Here is a 16,120-nt window from a genome sequence, read left to right as displayed (position 1 = left end):
CGGTGCGGGCAGAGTGCCGAGGGCTGGAAAGCGCTTCGTCAGCGCGGGATGCGCGCCACGTGCAGCAGGTTGGTGGTGCCGCTGTGGCCGAAGGGCAGGCCGGCGATGATGACGACGTCGTCGCCGGGCTTGGCGAAGCCATGGCTGACGGCGGTGTTCGCGGCGTGCTCGACCATCTCGGTGACATCGTGCACTTCCTCGAACGGCACCGCATGCACGCCCCACGCCAGCGCCAGCCGGCGCGCGGTCGGCAGTTGCCGCGTCAGCGCGAGGATGGGCGCCACCGGACGTTCGCGGCTGGCGCGCAGGGCGCTGAAGCCGGACGTGGTGTAGGCCACGGTGGCGGCGGGTTCGAGCAGGCCGGTGACGCGGCGCAGCGCGCAGCAGATCGCATCCGGCGTGTTCGCCGCCGCCGGGGTGTGGCTGGCTTCCAGGCCGGCGCGCCAGGCGGGATCGTGCTCCACTTCGCAGATGATGCGGTGCATGATGCTGACCGCTTCGACCGGATACTGGCCGGAAGCCGATTCGGCCGACAGCATCACCGCGTCGGCGCCGTCGTAGATCGCGGTGGCGACGTCCGAAGCTTCGGCGCGCGTGGGCACCGGCGACGTGATCATCGATTCGAGCATCTGCGTGGCGACCACCACCGGCTTGCCGGCGGCGCGGGAGGCGCGCACGATGCGCCGCTGCAGCACCGGCACCTGCTGCGGCGGCAGTTCGACGCCGAGGTCGCCGCGCGCCACCATGATGCCGTCGGCCAGCGCGACGATGGGTTCGAGCTGGTCGATGGCTGCGGGCTTTTCCAGCTTGGCCATGATCCAGGCACTGTCGCCGATGATCTCGCGCGCTTCGCGCAGGTCTTCCGCACGCTGCACGAAGGACAGCGCCACCCAGTCGACGCCCAGGGTCAGGCCGAAGTCGAGGTCGGCGCGGTCCTTGGCGGTCAGCGGCGAGATCGGCAGCACCACGCCCGGCACGTTGACGCCCTTGCGGTCCGACAGCACGCCGCCGACCAGCACCGTGGTCTCGGCGAAATCGGCGCCGAAGGCGTCGACGCGCAGGCGCAGCTTGCCGTCGTCGAGCAGCAGCTCGGTGCCGGCTTCGAGTGCGGCGAAGATCTCGGGATGGGGCAGGTTGGCACGGCTGGCGTCACCGGCGGCGGGGTCGAGATCGAGGCGGAAGGATGCCCCGGCGGCGAGCGTCACCTTGCCTTCGGCGAAGCGGCCGACGCGCAGCTTGGGGCCTTGCAGGTCCATCAGCACGCCGATCGGGCGGCCGATTTCCTGCTCGACTTCGCGGATCGTCCGCAGACGTTCGGCGTGGTCCTCATGGCTGCCGTGGCTGAAGTTCAGGCGGAAGACGTCGGCGCCGGCCTCGGCCAGCGCGCGAATCTGCTCGCGGCTGGAGCTGGCGGGGCCGAGGGTGGCGAGAATGCGGGCGCTGCGTTCGCGTTTCATGCTGCATCTCCCTGATGTGCGGTAAGGGCGGCCACGCCTGCGCGGGCAACCTGGGCATCTTCGCCGGCCTTGACGCCGGATACGCCCACGGCGCCGACGACGTTGCCGTCGACGACGATCGGTTCGCCGCCTTCGAGCGGCACCACCGGCATCGCCAGCGCGGCGAAGCGGCCGTTGTTGACCATGTCTTCGTAGACCTTGCTCGGCTTGCCGCTGAGCACGCAGGTGCGCGCCTTTTCGGGGGCGACGGCGGCGCTCATCAGCGGTGCGCCGTCCATGCGCTGCAGCCACAGGGCGTGGCCGCCGGCGTCGCAGATCGCGATGCTGACCGACCAGCCGTTGTCACGTGCCTCGGTTTCCGCAGCGGCGGCGATGCGCCTGGCGTCTTCCAGGCTCAGCATGTGTGTGGGTTTCATGATCAGCGCTCTCCGATGTCGGTGAAACGGATCCACTGCGCGCCCTTCCACAGCACGGTGCGGCCCATTTCGTAAAGTTGATCGCCGCCTTCGACCACGGTCAGGAAGTGGTTGCCGGCGAGTTGTCCCATCTTGCTGGCGAAGCAGCTGCTGCCATAGGTGAACAGGATCTCCGTCTCGGAGAAGCCGCCCGGATACAGCAGGATGTCGCCGCGCGAGGGATGGCTGGTGTGGTTCTCGAAGCCGAGGCCGGTGTCGAATTCACCCAGCGGCACCCATACGGCCTCGCCGCTCCAGCGCGAGTGGATGACCTGGTTCGAGAAAGGCAGCAGTTCTAGGAAAGCGGCGCAGGTCTTGGGCGCAGCGGCTTCTTCCATGCGGGCGACGAAGCGGAATGATCCGACTTCGATGGCGAGATGGCGCATCGTGATGATCTCCTTCGATGGGTGGGCGACGGACGGTCGAGGGGAGGGAGAAGGTCCGTCGCCCGGGTGCCGGTCGATGCCGGCACTTCATTATTGTCGGGGGGGGGGGCTGGCCGGTAAGCCGGCCGTCATTGTCCAATTTCGAAATTGGCCATCTTCTCCAGCGCGCGAACCATCGCCGAGTGGTCCCAGGCCTTGCCGCCGTGCGCGGCGCAGGCATTGAACAGTTCCTGCGCCGTGGCGGTGTTGGGCAGCGACACGCCGAGCTGGCGGGCCGTGGTCAGCGCCAGGTTCAGGTCCTTCTGGTGCAGTTCGATGCGGAAGCCCGGATCGAAGGTGCGCTTGACCATGCGCTCGCCATGCACTTCGAGGATGCGCGAGTTGGCGAAGCCGCCCATCAGCGCCTGGCGCACCTTGGCGGGGTCGGCGCCGGCCTTGGCGGCCAGCAGCAGCGCTTCGCCGACGGCTTCGATGTTCAGCGCGACGATGATCTGGTTGGCGACCTTGGTGATCTGGCCGTCGCCGTTGCCGCCGACCAGGGTGATGTTCTTGCCCATCAGCTCGAAGATCGGCTTCACGTTGTTGAAGGCCGTTTCGCTGCCGCCGACCATGATGGTCAGGCTGGCGGCCTTGGCGCCGACTTCGCCGCCCGACACCGGCGCATCGAGGTATTCGCAGCCCAGCGCGTTGATGCGCTTGGCGAACTCCTTGGTCGCGACCGGCGAGATCGAGCTCATGTCGACCACGATCTTGCCCTTCGACAGCCCGGCGGCGACGCCTTCGGGGTTGAACAGCGCGTCTTCCACGTGCGGCGTGTCGGGCACCATCGTGATGATGATGTCGGCGTTGCGTGCGACTTCGGCGCCGCTGGCGCACTGCTTCGCGCCCGCGTCGATCAGCGCCTTGGGCGTCTCGCCGTGGGTGAAGGTGTACACGGTGTAGCCGCCGTTGATGAGGTGGCCCGCCATGGGCGCGCCCATGATGCCGAGTCCGATGAAACCGATGTTTGCCATGATGTCGTCTCCTTGAGTGCGGTGTTCGTGGTGTGCGCGTCAGCCTGCCAGGGCCTGGATCCAGCCCAGCCCTTCGCGGGTGCCGGCGGCCGGCTTGTACTCGCAGCCGATCCAGCCGTCGTAGCCGAGGCCGTCGATGAAGCGGAACAGCCAGGCGTAGTTGATTTCGCCCGTGCCCGGCTCGTTGCGGCCGGGGTTGTCGGCGATCTGCATGTGGGCGATGCGCGGCAGGTGGCGGGCGATGGTGTTGGCCAGTTCGCCCTCCATGCGCTGCATGTGGTAGATGTCGTGCTGCAGGAAGAGCTTGTCCGAGCCCACTTCGTCGATCAGCGCGATCGCCTGCGCGGTGCCATTCACATGGAAGCCGGGGATGTCGAAAGTGTTGATCGGCTCGACCAGCAGGCGGATGCCGGCTTCGCCGAGCTTGCCGGCGGCGAAGCGCAGGTTGGTGACCAGGGTCTCGTGGACCTTGCCGGCATCGGCACCGGCCGGCGTGATGCCGGCCAGGCAGTTGATCTGCTTGCAGCCGAGCGTGGTGGCGTACTCGATCGCACGGCCGACGCCGTCCTGGAACTCGCCGACGCGGTCCGGATGGCAGGCGATGCCGCGCTCGCCGCCTTCCCAGTTTCCGGCCGGCAGGTTGTGCAGCACCTGCGTGAGGCCGTGCTTCTGCAACTGCTCGGCCAGCGCCTCCTTGTCGAAAGCGTAGGGGAAGAGGTATTCCACGCCCTTGAAGCCGGCCTGGGCGGCGGCCTCGAAGCGCTCGAGGAACGGAACCTCGTTGAACAGCATGGTCAGGTTGGCGGCGAATCTTGGCATCGTCGTGTTCTCCTATTGTCGGTCGTGGGGCGCGTCATGCCCCTTCCCTCTGCGCGAGCGCCCCCCGAAGGGGGCGCATGGCCGTGCCGGGACGGCCCGGCGGGCTTGCTCAGTCGAGCATCGAAATGGCGGTCGGGGCGTCTTCGCCGCGCTCGGCCAGTTCCTCGAACTCGTTGATGGCGTTGATCTCGGTACCCATCGAGATGTTGGTCACCCGCTCGAGGATGATCTCGACCACCACCGGCACCCGGAACTCCTGCATCAACTGCTGGGCCTGGGCGAAGGCGGGGCCGACGTCCTCCGGCTTGCGCACGCGGATCGCCTTGCAGCCCAGGCCTTCGACCACGGCGACGTGATCGACACCATAGCCTTCGGTCTCCGGCGCGTTGATGTTCTCGAAGGCGAGCTGCACGCAGTAGTCCATGTCGAAGCCGCGCTGCGACTGGCGGATCAGGCCGAGGTAGGCATTGTTGACCAGGACGTGGATGTAGGGGAGGTTGAACTGCGCGCCCACCGCCAGTTCCTCGATCATGAACTGGAAGTCGTAGTCGCCCGAGATCGCCACCACCTTGCGCTGCGGATCGGCGGCGCAGACGCCCAGCGCGGCAGGGATGGTCCAGCCCAGCGGGCCCGCCTGGCCGCAGTTGATCCAGTGGCGCGGCTTGTACACATGCAGGAACTGCGCTGCGGCGATCTGCGACAGGCCGATCGTGCTGACGTAGCAGGTGTCCTTGCCGAAGGCCTGGTTCATTTCCTCGTACACGCGCTGCGGCTTCATCGGCACGTTGTCGAAGTGCGTCTTGCGCTGCAGCGTGCGCTTGCGTTCCTGGCAGTCGGCGACCCAGGCGCTGCGGTCGCGCAGCGTGCCGGCGGCCTTCATCTCGCGTGCCACTTCCAGCAGGCGGTCGAGCGCCGCGCCGGCGTCGGAGACGATGCCGTAGTCGGGGCCGAAGACGCGGCCGATCTGGGTCGGCTCGATGTCGATATGGACGAACTTGCGGCCTTCGGTATAGACCTCGACCGAGCCGGTGTGGCGGTTGGCCCAGCGGTTGCCGATGCCGATGACGAAGTCGGACGCCAGCATGGTCGCGTTGCCGTAGCGGTGGGCGGTCTGCAGCCCCACCATGCCCGCCATCAGCGGATGGTCGTCGGGCACGCTGCCCCAGCCCATCAGCGTCGGGATCACCGGCACGCCGGTGAGTTCGGCGAACTCCTGCAGGCGGGTGGCGGCATCGGCGTTATGCACGCCACCGCCGGCGACGATCAGCGGGCGCTCGGCGGCGTTGAGCATCTCCATCGCCTTCTCGGCCTGGGCGCGGGTGGCGGCGGGCTTGTACGCCGGCAGCGGTTCGTAGGTGTCGATGTCGAATTCGATCTCGGCCATCTGCACGTCGAAGGGCAGGTCGATCAGCACCGGGCCGGGGCGGCCGGAGCGCATGACGTGGAAAGCCTGCTGGAACACGCGCGGCACCAGCGCCGGCTCGCGCACCGTCACCGCCCACTTGGTCACCGGCTTGGCGATCGATTCGATGTCCACCGCCTGGAAGTCTTCCTTGTACAGCCGGGCGCGCGGCGCCTGGCCGGTGATGCAGAGGATGGGAATCGAATCGGCCGAGGCCGAGTACATGCCGGTGATCATGTCGGTACCGGCGGGGCCGGAGGTGCCGATGCAGACGCCGATGTTGCCGGCATTGGCGCGGGTATAGCCTTCGGCCATGTGCGAAGCGCCTTCGACGTGACGGCCGAGAACGTGGTTGAAACCACCGTTCTTCTTCATCGCCGAGTACAACGGGTTGATCGCGGCGCCGGGCACGCCGAACACGGTGCTCACGCCTTCCTTGCGCATCACCGCCGCTGCGGCATCGACTGCTCTCATACGGGCCATTGTCATCTCCTTTGGGGTGTGTGGATGAAGCGGGTGGCTGAAGAATAAAGACAGGCGGCGACGGAATGAATGAGTGCATAAATCTTTTCTGTCGATACTTTTAGTATCTGGCGCCTTCGCGCCTACACCACACAGGACAAGGAGGTCGTTATCCGGAACATAGCGGATGGTAATGGCCGTGCCCGGAGGAAGGCATAGACTTCCTCCGGGTATGCGTCCGCTTTCGGTACGCAGGGCGTCCGCCGATTTACAGGAGAAGACAGGCATGAATACAGTCGACGAAACCGATCTTCGCCATCTGCGCATGGCGATCGAATTGTCCCGGCAAGCGAAGGCGAAAGGCAACGGCGCCTACGGTGCGGTGCTCGTGGGCGCAGGGGGCGAGGTGCTGGCGGAGGCGGAGAACACTCAGGTGACCGAGTGCGACGGTACCGGGCATGCCGAGATGAACCTGGTCCGCAAGGCCGGCAGCGTATTCGACCGGGCGACCCTGGCGGATGCGACCCTCTATGCCAGTGCCGAGCCCTGTGCGATGTGCGCCGGCGCCATCTTCTGGAGCGGCGTGAAGCGCGTCGTGTATGCGCTCGGCAGCGAGCGCAACTATGCGCTGCTGCCGACTTCGGGCGATGAACTGCGCATCGGCTGCCGCGAGATCCTCAATCGCGGCGGGCGCGGGGTCGAAGTCGCAGGTCCGGCACTCGAGGACGAGGCGGAACAGGTGTTCAGGCAGTAGCGCCGGCGGGCTGGGGGGCTGCTGTCAGTATTCCTCGTTCGGCACCTGCCGGCCCACTTCGCCCAGCAGGCCGCGCAGCCAGCGGTGGCTGTCGGTCAGGTGGGTGCGTTCGTGCCACAGCTGGTAGAAGCGCATGCGCGGAAAATCGAGCGGCGGCGGCAGGACCGCCAGGGGCAGGAACCTGGCGAAGTGGCGGGCGAAATGGCGGCTGGTGGTGAACACCAGGTCGGTGCCCGGCAGCAGGTAGGGTGCCATGCTGAAGTAGGGCAGCACCACCGCCGCATTGCGCGACAGGTTCAGGCTCGCCAGATGCGTTTCCACCACGCCGCGGTGGACCACCGAATACGGCATGGGCACGATGTGCGCCGCGCGCAGGTATTGTTCGGCGCTGATGCCCGTGTGCGCCAGCGAATGCGTGTTCCCCACCACGCAGACGATGTCGTCCTCGATCAGCGTGGTCATGTGCAGGTTGTCCGGTGGTGTCGGCCAGTTGCCGATGACGATGTCGAGCTCGCCTTCGGCGAGTGCGCGCTGGTAGTCGAAACCCGGCCCCAGCGGATGGACGATCAGGTGCGCATGCGGCGCTTCGCGGCGCATGCGCTCGACGACGCCTGAAAGAAAGACCACGGAGAGGAAATCCGGCGAACCGACCCGGAAGCTCTGCGCGCTCCTGGCCGGTTCGAAATGCTTGTGTTCGGCAAACAGCTTGTCGATGTCGCCGAGGATGCTGCGCGCCGTGCCGTGCAGTTCGAGCGCTCTTTCGGTCGGTATCAGGCGGCCTTTTTCCAGTGCGAACAGCGGATCCTTGAACATGTCGCGCAGGCGCTTGAGCGCGTTGCTGATCGCCGGCTGCGACTGGTTGAGCCTGATCGCGGTGCGCGAGACGCTGCGTTCGGCGACCAGCGTGCACAGAACGCGCAGCAGGTGGGTGTCCAGTGAATCTGATGCTTTTGGCATTGGTGTGTCCGTCCATCGAGGCCGGCTGCGCTATCAAGGCAGCTTATTTTCAGTATAGCCGCGGCGCCGATTTCTCCCGTTTCCGAAAAATATACTGCTCATCACGCAAGGACGTTTCCTGCGCATCCATGGGCAAGGCCGGCCGCGCCGGCAGGGAGAAATCACTCATGCAACTGTCCATCGACCGGGTCAACGCCATGGATCGGGAGGCGTTCATGGCGCTGTTCGGCGGCATCTTCGAGCATTCGCCGTGGGTTGCCGAACGCGCCTGGGAGGCGCGCCCCTTCAGCGATTTCGACGCATTGCACGGCGCAATGGCGGCGGCCGTGGGCGCGGTGCCCACGGCGCAGAAGATCGCGCTGCTTCGCGTCCACCCCGATCTCGCCGGCACGGAGGCGCAGGAAGGGACGATGACCGCGCACTCGGTTTCCGAGCAGGCGAGCGCCGGGCTGGATGCCCTCAGCAGGACGGAAATGGCCCGTATCCACGAACTCAACGTGCGCTACCGGGCGCGGCACGGCTTCCCCTTCATCATCGCCGCCCGCCGCTACACCAAGGATGGAATCTTCCGCGAGTTCGAACGGCGGCTCGGCAACGACAGCGAGGCCGAACTCGGCGAATGCCTGGCGCAGATCTTCGCCATCACCCGGCTGCGCATCGCCGCCATCGCCGGGGAATAGCCGCCGGACCGGCGGACACCCGCCATCAACCAGCAAAAAAAGAGGAGACAGACATGGACGACCATGATCGCCTGCGGCGCCGCTTCATCGCCGGTGGCCTGGCGCTGGGCACGGCCGCGGTATTGCCCGCCCGCGCCGCCGACGCACCGCAGCCGGCCGCGGGAGGCGGCCGGCTCACCTTCCACGCCATCGACACCCACCACGGTTCCACGGTCGGCACGCTGCGGGTGGAACTGCGGCGGCTGGAAGGCGGCCGCTACGAACTGGTGAAGCGCTTCGACACCGTGAAGAACGGCCGCTCGGACGGCGCCGTGATCGAAGGCGAGGAATTGAAGCCGGGCCTGTACGAAGCGCTGCTGCATATCGACGACTACTTCGCCGCGCTCGGTACGCCGCTGCCTTCGCCGGCCTTCCTGTCCAAGGTGCCGCTGCGTTTCGGCGTGCATGACGCTGCGCAGCGCTACCACCTCGCCGTGCTGTTCAGCCCGTGGAGCTATTCCTACTACCGCGGCAGTTGAAGGCGCAGCCCCAGCCACACCACAGGAGAACGACCATGGCAGGCATCACCACCCACGTGCTCGACACCACCAGCGGCATGCCCGGCGCCGGCATGCGGATCGATTTTTCGGTACTGGCCGACGGCGCCTATCGGCTGCTCAAGACCGTCGTCACCAACGCCGACGGCCGCACCGACGAAATGCTGCTCAAGCCCGAGGAGACCGTCGTCGGCCACTACGAGTTGGTCTTCCACGTAGACGACTACTACCGCCGGCTGGGCATGCGGCTGCCGCAGCCGTCCTTCATCGGCGAGGTGCCGGTGCGCTTCGCGGTGTTCGATCCGGCCCAGCACTACCACGTGCCGATGCTCGCGACGCCGTGGAGCTGCGCCACCTACCGCGGCAGTTGAGCGCGCTGCCGCAGCGTCCCGCCGCCCTGCGCAAAGACGCAGGGCCATCGATACAAAACAACGACCGGAGGCCGAGATGAACCACTCGTACCTGTGCATCGCCCACCGGAGGGCGCCGCGATGAACCACGCCGCAAGCCTGCCCCTGCCGCCCACCGCCACCGAAACCTCCATCCTCGAGCGCGCCTATTCGAAGATCACCTGGCGCCTGATCCCGTTCCTGGCGGCGCTGTGGATCCTGGCCTGGATCGACCGCGTCAATATCGGCTACGCCAAGCTGCAGATGCTCGACGACCTTGCCTTCAGCGAGGCGATCTACGGGCTCGGCGCGGGAATCTTCTTCCTCGGCTATTTCTTCTTCGAAGTGCCCAGCAATCTGCTGCTGGAGAAGATCGGCGCCAAGAAGACCATCATGCGCATCACCATCGGCTGGGGCCTGGTGTGCATCGCACAGATGTTCGTGACCACGCCGGGGATGTTCTACTTCCTGCGCTTCATGCTGGGCGTGTTCGAGGCCGGCTTCTACCCGGGCATCATCCTCTACCTGACCTATTGGTACCCCACCGTCCGGCGCGCGCGTGCCTTCGGCCTGTTCATGTCCGCGTCGGCGCTCGCCGGCGTCATCGGCGGCCCGCTCGCGGGCTGGATCATGACCGGCATGCACGAGGTGAACGGCTGGGCCGGCTGGCAATGGCTGTTCCTGCTCGAAGGCATTCCATCGGTGCTGGCAGGCGTGGTGACGATGTTCTACCTGACCAACAAGCCGCAGGAGGCGAAGTGGCTCAGCGACGAGGAAAAGCGCCTGGTACTGGCCGACCTCGAGCGCGACCACGGCACGCTCGGCGAGCGCGAGCACAGCTTCATGGCCGCGCTGCGCAATCCGAAGATCTGGCTGATGGTGCTGATCTTCTTCTGCGTGATCGCGGCGAATTCCTCGCTGACCTTCTTCGCCCCCACGCTGGTCAAGGGGCTGGGCTTCACCAGCACGATGCAGATCGGCTGGATCATGTCGGGGATCTACCTGCTCGGCGCCGCCGGCATGATCCTCAACGGCCGCCACTCCGACCGCAGCAAGGAGGCGCGCCTGCACTGCGGACTTGCCGCGCTGCTGGGGGCCGGCGGCCTGGCGGTGGTCGCGGTGTTCGACGCCAGCCCGGTGATCGCGCTGCCCGCACTGGCGGTCGCGGTGGTCGGCACCATGAGCGCCATTCCGGTGTTCTGGCAACTGCCGAACTACTTCCTGTCGGGCACGGCCGCCGCCGCCGGCATCGCGCTGATCAATTCGATCGCCAACCTGGCCGGATTCGGTGCGCCATGGATGCTGGGCGTGGTGAAGACCAATACCGGTACGTTCACCAGCGGCCTGCTGGCGGTCGCGGTGATCGAGGCGCTCACGCTGCTGATCATCCTCGCCTTCATTCCCAGGCGCAGACCGGCCTGAGCGAGGGGCCGCCGGGAAGGCGGCGATGCTGCGGACGGAAGGTTGAAATTCCTGATGCCCGTCTGCAGCGGCTGCCGGACGGCGGCTTCATGGCGGCACGAAGCGACATAGAATCCCCTGTGCCGGGCAGTGATGCCCGGTGCAGGGGATTTTTCGTTCAGGTGCAGCGCCGGTGGCGGCCTTCGTTGCCATGGCCGCTTCCCGCCCCCTGCCCGCATGCAAGGCCCGTGGCCCCGCTGGAGTATCGAATGGATCGCTACACTGAAATGCGCAGTTTCGCCCTCGTCGCTGAAAAGGGCAGCTTCGCCGCCGCAGCCCTGGTCGAAGGGGTCACGCCGGTGGTGATGGGGCGTCGGCTGGACGCACTGGAAAAGCGGCTGGGCGTGAAGCTGATGCACCGGTCCACGCGCGGGCTCACGCTGACCGATCTGGGCGAGCAGTTTCTCGACCAATGCCGGCACCTGCTGCGCGAGTTCGACGTCATCGAGAGCGGCATCAGCGCGGGCCGCAACATGGTGCGCGGGCACCTCGTGGTGTCGGCGCCCGCCGCGTTCGGGCGGAGGCACGTGGCGCCGCATGCGCTGGGTTTCCGTGCCCTGCATCCGGAGTTGAAGATGTCCTTCAACTTCACCGACAGCGTGGTCGACCTGGTGCGCGAGGGCTACGACATGGCGATCCGCATCGGCGAGGTCACCGATCCCAACTATGTGGCGGTACGGTTGTTCCCGAACCGGCGTGTGGTGTGCGGCACGCCGGAGTACTTCGAGCGCCACGGCGTGCCGCGCCAGCCGGAAGATCTCGTGCGCCACAATTGCCTCGCCTTCAACCTCGCCGGCGGCCAGCAGCGCGGCTGGAGCTTCGTGCGCGACGGCAAGCTGTTCGCCGTCCGGGTCGAGGGCGACCTGGCCTGCAACGACGGCGAACTGCTGTTCCAGTGGGTGAAGCAGGGCCTGGGCGTGGGCTGGCGCTCGACCTGGGAGATCCAGGCGGAGCTGCGGCGCGGCGAACTGGTGACGGTGCTCGACGACTTCGCCGCGCCGAGCTACGACATCCAGGCGGTGTATCCGCAGCAGCGCTACCTGCCGGCCAAGGTGAGGCGCTTCATCGACTATCTGAAGGTGGTCTACAACCGGCCGGGGTACTGGGAAGGGGGTGCGTAAGGAAGAAGGCGGAGGCAGCACGGCGGGCGGGCCCTGCATCCGGTGGCCGGAGGGCTGCGAGCTTGCCGGCAGCCGGGCCGGAAATGAAACAGGCCACCGCATGCTGCGCGGTGGCCTGTGGTGTTTCATTGCAGGTCTGCGTGGATCAGTGCGCTTCCGCCGCCTTCGCCGCTTCGATCGCACCGGCGGTATCGTCACGGCCGCCGTTGAAGAACATGTTCAGCACCACCGCCGAGATCGCGGTCAGCAGGATGCCCGACTCCAGCAGCGGGTGCAGGCTGTGGGCCATGTGCTGGGTCCAGCGCGGGGCCACCAGCGGCACCAGGCCGAAGCCGATCGACAGGGCGACGATGTACAGGTTGTTGCGGTTGGTCTTGAAATCGACGTTGGTCAGGATGCGGATGCCGGTCGCGGCGACCATGCCGAACATCACCAGGCCTGCACCGCCGAGCACGAAGGTCGGCACCGACTCCACCAGCGCGGCCATCTTGGGCAGCATGCCGAGCACGATCATGATCACGCCGGCCGCCACGCAGACCCAGCGGCTCTTGACGCCGGTCACGCCCACCAGGCCCACGTTCTGCGAGAAGCTGGTGTAGGGGAAGGTGTTGAAGACGCCGCCGATCACGGTGCCCAGGCCGTCGGTGCGCAGGCCTGCCGCCAGTTCGGTGCGGGAGATGGGCTTGTCGGTGATGTCGCTCAGCGCCAGGAACATGCCCACCGATTCGATCATCACCACGATCATTACCAGCGTCATGGTCAGTACCATCACCGGATCGAAGGTGGGCATGCCGAAGGCGAACGGGGTGACGATGGCGAACCAGTCGGCCTTGGCGACCATGTCGAAGTGCATCTTGCCCATGATCACCGCCACGATGCAGCCGATGACGATGCCCAGCAGCACCGCGATGTTGGCGATGAAGCCGCGGCCGTAGCGCACCATCAGCAGGATCACCACCAGCACGAAGCCCGCGACCGCCATGGTGTCGAGCGCACCGTAGGTGGGACTGTCGACCATCGGGATGGGGCCCGGCAGCCGGGTCAGCTCGGTGCCGGCAGCCGCGGCCGTTTCCTTGGCGCCATCGACCATCTGCACCAGTTGCGGAACATCGACGGTTTGTGCCAGGTGGGCAGGACCGCCCAGCGCCCAGCCCACCCCCACCCGCATCAGGCTGATGCCGATGATGGCGATGATGGTGCCGGTGACGACCGGCGGAAAGAAGCGCAGCAGCCGGCTCATGAAGGGTGCGATGACGATTGCGACGAGCCCGGCGCCGATGATCGCGCCGAAGATCGCCCGGGCGCCTTCCGGCCCCCCCTGGACGTTGGCCATCGCCACCATCGGCCCGACGGCGGCAAAGGTGACGCCCATCATGACCGGCAGCTTGATGCCGAAATACTTGGTGAAGCCGAGCGACTGGATGAGCGTCACCAGACCGCAACAGAACAAGTCTGCCGAAATCAGCATGGCGACTTGATGGGGATCGAGGCCCAGCGCGCGGCCGACGATCAGCGGTACCGCTACCGCGCCCGCATACATAACCAGTACGTGCTGCATGCCCAGGGTGGCGAGGCGTGCGCTGGGCAGCTTTTCATCCACTGGATGGACGAGCTGGGCGTCGCTTTTCGATGCTTGGTCTGACATGTCGTACCCTTCCTTCGCTTTTGTTTGTCTCATCGCCGCCGGAGCGGACCTTGGCCGGTGGAGCATCAATGCAATGTCCGTGCCGTTCCTTTGTCATCTGGGCCGTCATCGGTACCGATCGGCTGCTGTGGCTGTCCGACAGTGCTGTTCTCCGCCTTTCCGGGCGCCGGCTCGTGTCCGTGATCGCCTGTCGTGGCATGCCTTGCTGGCCGATGGCCGTACCATGTGCTGCATTGATGAGGTGCAGTCTAGGGATTCGTCGAGGCGTGTGGTGCGCACCGCCCTAATAACTGTAATAAAAAAATTTATATTTTTGCGGTGCACAATTCGAGTGCATCCAGATACGCTGCGCAAGCCCGAACGCACGAAGGCCGTGCGCCCCGGGGGGCGGCACGGCCTTCGTGGCAAGGCGGCAGTCGCCGAAGCTGGATCTAGCGAAGTACGCCGGTCAGCAGCAGGTAGCCCGGCAGCCAGCCGGTGACGATGCCCTGGCCGATCGCCATGCCGGCGGTGAACCGGACGATCGGCTTGTGCAGTGCCAGCATTAGGAAGAACAGCAGCCACAACAGCGACCACGCGGCCCACGACAGGCCCTGCCACCAGTCCAGCGCACTGGACGCCGTACTCAGGGTATCGATGGCGACCGGCACCGCAGTGATCGCCACGAACAGGCTGAACCACCCCAGGCCGCGGCCGTCGGCGCCGGTCAGGCGGTTGAAGGCGACCCACAGATAGGTGAAGGAGAACAGCAGCGACAGCGCAGCGGCCCTGATCGACGTGTGATCGGCGCCTTCGCCGAAGGCGAGCTTCAGCGACACCAGCAAGGTCAACCCGCCGGTGAACAGGTTGATAATCGAGATCTCACGGTCGCTGATCCGTCCGAGCATCCACAGTCCGTTCAGGATCAGCACCGCGCCGACATAGAACAACGACAAGCCGAGCAACATTACGCACTCCTTTGGTGCATTTGGGGGCGCGCGGAGTGTAGAGGTGTGTTCGCGCCAGGTGTGTGGTGGACGCCGATAAGGTGCATCAGGAAAGCGATATGCGTGCGCTGCAGGGGAGAGGAGGCCGGGCCGCGCTCAGGCGCGCCGGAACGCGGCCGCACCGGCGAAGCTTGCTGCGGCACCGAGTTCGCGCTCGATGGCGAGCAGGCGGTTGTATTTCTCCACGCGGTCCGAACGGCTCGCCGAGCCGGTCTTGATCTGGCCGCAGGCGGTGGCCACGGCGAGGTCGGCGATGGTGGTGTCGCCGGTCTCGCCCGAGCGGTGCGAGGCGATCGCGGCGTAGCCGTGGCGGCGCGCAAGTGCCATGGCGTCCAGTGTCTCGCTCAGCGTGCCGATCTGGTTGGGCTTGATCAGGATGGCGTTGGCGATGCCCTTGTCGATGCCGCGGGCGAGCGTGTCGCTGTCGGTCACGAACAGGTCGTCGCCGACGAGCTGCAGGCGGCGCCCCAGGCGGTCGGTGAGCTGGCCCCAGCCGGCCCAGTCGTCCTCGGCCATGCCGTCCTCGATGCTGATGATCGGGTAATCACCCGCCAGTTCGGAGAGATAGCTGCCGAATTCGGCGCGCGTCAGATCCAGCCCTTCACCTTCGAGCCGGTAGCGGCCATCGTGATGGAATTCGGACGAGGCGCAGTCGAGTGCCAGCGCCACTTCCTCGCCCGGCTTGTAGCCGGCCCGTGCGATGGCGTCGACGATCAGGTCGAGCGCATGGCGGGTGTTGTTCACGTTGGGCGCGAAGCCGCCTTCGTCGCCGACCGAAGTGGGGAAGCCGTGCCTGTCGAGCAGGCTGCGCAGCGCATGGAACACGCCGACGCCGGCGCGCAGCGCGTCGCTGAAGCGCTCGAAGCCCAGCGGCACGATCATGCACTCCTGGATGTCGAGGCTGTTGTTGGCGTGCGCGCCGCCATTGACGACGTTCATCAGCGGTACCGGCAGCGTGGGGGCCAGGCCGTCCACCGCAAGGTGGCGGTACAGCGGCAGTCCGCGCGCGTTTGCCGCGGCGTGGGCGCAGGCGAGCGAGGCGGCGAGGATGGCGTTGGCACCCAGGTGCGACTTGTCCGCTGTGCCGTCGAGTTCGCACAGGCGGCGGTCGATGTCCGCTTGCCGGCTTGCGTCCATGCCGGCGAGTTCGCCGGCGATGGGGCCTTCGAGGTTGGCGAGCGCCTTCAGCACGCCCTTGCCGCCGAAGCGGGCCGGGTCGCCGTCGCGCAGTTCCAGCGCTTCGCGCGTGCCGGTGGACGCGCCCGAGGGCACGGCTGCGCGGCCGTGATGGCCGGATTTCAGCGTGACGGTGGCCTGCAGGGTGGGGTTGCCGCGGGAGTCGAGGATCTCGAGGCCTTCGATGCGGAGGATTTCGTTCATGTCATCGTCCTGGTTCGGTGAGCGCGGGCTGCAGCGCTGAGGGGCCGGCCGTATCCGGCAGGCAGAGTCGGGGAGAGGGGGCGTGCGCCCATCGCTGCAGGTGAGGATGGGCGCCGCCGCCGTGCCGGGTTCAGCGGCTCGGCTTTCCCCACAGCCGCAGTCGGGAGACGCCGCCGTCGGGGAAGATGTTGAATCGCACGTGGGTGATGGTCCCGAG

The 16,120-nt window shown here is 66.8% G+C and carries 17 protein-coding genes; 6 read left to right on the top strand and 11 right to left on the bottom strand.

The annotated features are described in order from the left end of the window. Positions 1–38: 38 nt before the first annotated feature. The 6 genes from pyk to gcl form a co-directional block, all read right to left on the bottom strand. On the bottom strand, positions 39–1,457 hold the full coding sequence (gene pyk, locus NX068_RS19995; protein WP_263462978.1) for a pyruvate kinase: 1,419 nt from the start codon (positions 1,455–1,457) through the stop codon (positions 39–41). Next, a complete protein-coding gene (locus tag NX068_RS19990) occupies positions 1,454–1,873 on the bottom strand; it encodes a GlcG/HbpS family heme-binding protein (protein WP_263462977.1) in 420 nt (139 codons plus the stop codon). The genes pyk and NX068_RS19990 overlap by 4 nt, the downstream gene beginning before the upstream one ends. Before the next feature lie 2 nt (positions 1,874–1,875). Continuing rightward, positions 1,876–2,298, bottom strand: coding sequence for a DUF3830 family protein (locus NX068_RS19985; RefSeq protein WP_263462976.1), 423 nt, complete (start codon positions 2,296–2,298; stop codon positions 1,876–1,878). Between the two features lie 128 nt (positions 2,299–2,426). Next, the gene (locus tag NX068_RS19980; protein ID WP_263462974.1) at positions 2,427–3,311 is read right to left on the bottom strand and encodes a 2-hydroxy-3-oxopropionate reductase; all 885 of its coding nucleotides are present in this window, start codon (positions 3,309–3,311) and stop codon (positions 2,427–2,429) included. 39 nt (positions 3,312–3,350) lie between these two features. Beyond that, positions 3,351–4,130 (bottom strand): hydroxypyruvate isomerase, encoded by a 780-nt coding sequence (gene hyi, locus NX068_RS19975; protein ID WP_263462973.1) that lies wholly within the window; start codon positions 4,128–4,130, stop codon positions 3,351–3,353. Between the two features lie 109 nt (positions 4,131–4,239). Further along, positions 4,240–6,015, bottom strand: coding sequence for a glyoxylate carboligase (gene gcl / locus NX068_RS19970; RefSeq protein ID WP_263462972.1), 1,776 nt, complete (start codon positions 6,013–6,015; stop codon positions 4,240–4,242). Positions 6,016–6,280: 265 nt separating this feature from the next. Here gcl and NX068_RS19965 point away from each other — a divergent pair, with 265 nt between their 5' ends. Continuing rightward, complete coding sequence (locus NX068_RS19965) at positions 6,281–6,748, top strand: nucleoside deaminase (RefSeq protein WP_263462971.1); 468 nt, start codon at positions 6,281–6,283, stop codon at positions 6,746–6,748. 24 nt (positions 6,749–6,772) lie between these two features. Here the strand turns inward: NX068_RS19965 and NX068_RS19960 are convergent, their stop codons facing one another. Further along, entirely contained in the window at positions 6,773–7,705 is a 933-nt protein-coding gene (locus NX068_RS19960; protein ID WP_263462970.1) for a LysR family transcriptional regulator, read from the bottom strand. On the opposite strand from NX068_RS19960, the gene uraD reads away from it, so the two are divergent. From uraD to NX068_RS19935, 5 genes are all read left to right on the top strand, one after another. Beyond that, the gene (uraD, locus tag NX068_RS19955; protein WP_263463002.1) at positions 7,693–8,385 is read left to right on the top strand and encodes a 2-oxo-4-hydroxy-4-carboxy-5-ureidoimidazoline decarboxylase; all 693 of its coding nucleotides are present in this window, start codon (positions 7,693–7,695) and stop codon (positions 8,383–8,385) included. The two genes, NX068_RS19960 and uraD, sit on opposite strands and share 13 nt — an antisense overlap. Positions 8,386–8,438: 53 nt before the next feature. Beyond that, positions 8,439–8,903 carry a hydroxyisourate hydrolase gene (locus NX068_RS19950; protein WP_263462969.1) on the top strand — a complete coding sequence of 155 codons (465 nt, stop codon included), beginning with the start codon at positions 8,439–8,441 and terminating at the stop codon, positions 8,901–8,903. A 35-nt stretch (positions 8,904–8,938) separates the two neighbouring features. After that, positions 8,939–9,292, top strand: coding sequence for a hydroxyisourate hydrolase (gene uraH / locus NX068_RS19945; protein ID WP_263462968.1), 354 nt, complete (start codon positions 8,939–8,941; stop codon positions 9,290–9,292). Positions 9,293–9,412: 120 nt separating this feature from the next. Further along, complete coding sequence (locus tag NX068_RS19940; RefSeq protein ID WP_263462967.1) at positions 9,413–10,732, top strand: MFS transporter; 1,320 nt, start codon at positions 9,413–9,415, stop codon at positions 10,730–10,732. A gap of 248 nt (positions 10,733–10,980) precedes the next feature. Beyond that, a complete protein-coding gene (locus tag NX068_RS19935; protein WP_263462966.1) occupies positions 10,981–11,892 on the top strand; it encodes a LysR family transcriptional regulator in 912 nt (303 codons plus the stop codon). Positions 11,893–12,037: 145 nt separating this feature from the next. Here NX068_RS19935 and NX068_RS19930 read toward each other — a convergent pair whose 3' ends face one another. The 4 genes from NX068_RS19930 to NX068_RS19915 all read right to left on the bottom strand — a co-directional run. Then, entirely contained in the window at positions 12,038–13,537 is a 1,500-nt protein-coding gene (locus NX068_RS19930) for a nucleobase:cation symporter-2 family protein (RefSeq protein WP_263462965.1), read from the bottom strand. Positions 13,538–13,968: 431 nt separating this feature from the next. Next, the gene (locus tag NX068_RS19925; RefSeq protein ID WP_263462964.1) at positions 13,969–14,484 is read right to left on the bottom strand and encodes an AmiS/UreI family transporter; all 516 of its coding nucleotides are present in this window, start codon (positions 14,482–14,484) and stop codon (positions 13,969–13,971) included. 135 nt (positions 14,485–14,619) lie between these two features. Next, positions 14,620–15,903, bottom strand: a complete 1,284-nt coding sequence (eno, locus tag NX068_RS19920) for a phosphopyruvate hydratase (protein WP_263462963.1) — start codon at positions 15,901–15,903, stop codon at positions 14,620–14,622. Positions 15,904–16,033: 130 nt separating this feature from the next. Next, positions 16,034–16,120: hypothetical protein (locus NX068_RS19915; protein ID WP_263463001.1), on the bottom strand; the 87-nt coding region annotated here is incomplete at its 5' end.

It is taken from the genome of Thauera carbonicopians (assembly GCF_025699485.1).
Lineage (GTDB): Bacteria > Pseudomonadota > Gammaproteobacteria > Burkholderiales > Rhodocyclaceae > Thauera.
This window is presented reverse-complemented; position numbering and strand designations above follow the sequence as displayed.

Coding starts and splice junctions, on each gene's coding strand:
- pyk (WP_263462978.1), bottom strand. CDS start 1,457: ATGAAACGCGAACGCAGCGCCCGCATTCTCGCCACCCTCGGCCCCGCC.
- NX068_RS19990 (WP_263462977.1), bottom strand. CDS start 1,873: ATGAAACCCACACACATGCTGAGCCTGGAAGACGCCAGGCGCATCGCC.
- NX068_RS19985 (WP_263462976.1), bottom strand. CDS start 2,298: ATGCGCCATCTCGCCATCGAAGTCGGATCATTCCGCTTCGTCGCCCGC.
- NX068_RS19980 (WP_263462974.1), bottom strand. CDS start 3,311: ATGGCAAACATCGGTTTCATCGGACTCGGCATCATGGGCGCGCCCATG.
- hyi (WP_263462973.1), bottom strand. CDS start 4,130: ATGCCAAGATTCGCCGCCAACCTGACCATGCTGTTCAACGAGGTTCCG.
- gcl (WP_263462972.1), bottom strand. CDS start 6,015: ATGGCCCGTATGAGAGCAGTCGATGCCGCAGCGGCGGTGATGCGCAAG.
- NX068_RS19965 (WP_263462971.1), top strand. CDS start 6,281: ATGAATACAGTCGACGAAACCGATCTTCGCCATCTGCGCATGGCGATC.
- uraD (WP_263463002.1), top strand. CDS start 7,693: ATGCTTTTGGCATTGGTGTGTCCGTCCATCGAGGCCGGCTGCGCTATC.
- NX068_RS19960 (WP_263462970.1), bottom strand. CDS start 7,705: ATGCCAAAAGCATCAGATTCACTGGACACCCACCTGCTGCGCGTTCTG.
- NX068_RS19950 (WP_263462969.1), top strand. CDS start 8,439: ATGGACGACCATGATCGCCTGCGGCGCCGCTTCATCGCCGGTGGCCTG.
- uraH (WP_263462968.1), top strand. CDS start 8,939: ATGGCAGGCATCACCACCCACGTGCTCGACACCACCAGCGGCATGCCC.
- NX068_RS19940 (WP_263462967.1), top strand. CDS start 9,413: ATGAACCACGCCGCAAGCCTGCCCCTGCCGCCCACCGCCACCGAAACC.
- NX068_RS19935 (WP_263462966.1), top strand. CDS start 10,981: ATGGATCGCTACACTGAAATGCGCAGTTTCGCCCTCGTCGCTGAAAAG.
- NX068_RS19930 (WP_263462965.1), bottom strand. CDS start 13,537: ATGTCAGACCAAGCATCGAAAAGCGACGCCCAGCTCGTCCATCCAGTG.
- NX068_RS19925 (WP_263462964.1), bottom strand. CDS start 14,484: ATGTTGCTCGGCTTGTCGTTGTTCTATGTCGGCGCGGTGCTGATCCTG.
- eno (WP_263462963.1), bottom strand. CDS start 15,903: ATGAACGAAATCCTCCGCATCGAAGGCCTCGAGATCCTCGACTCCCGC.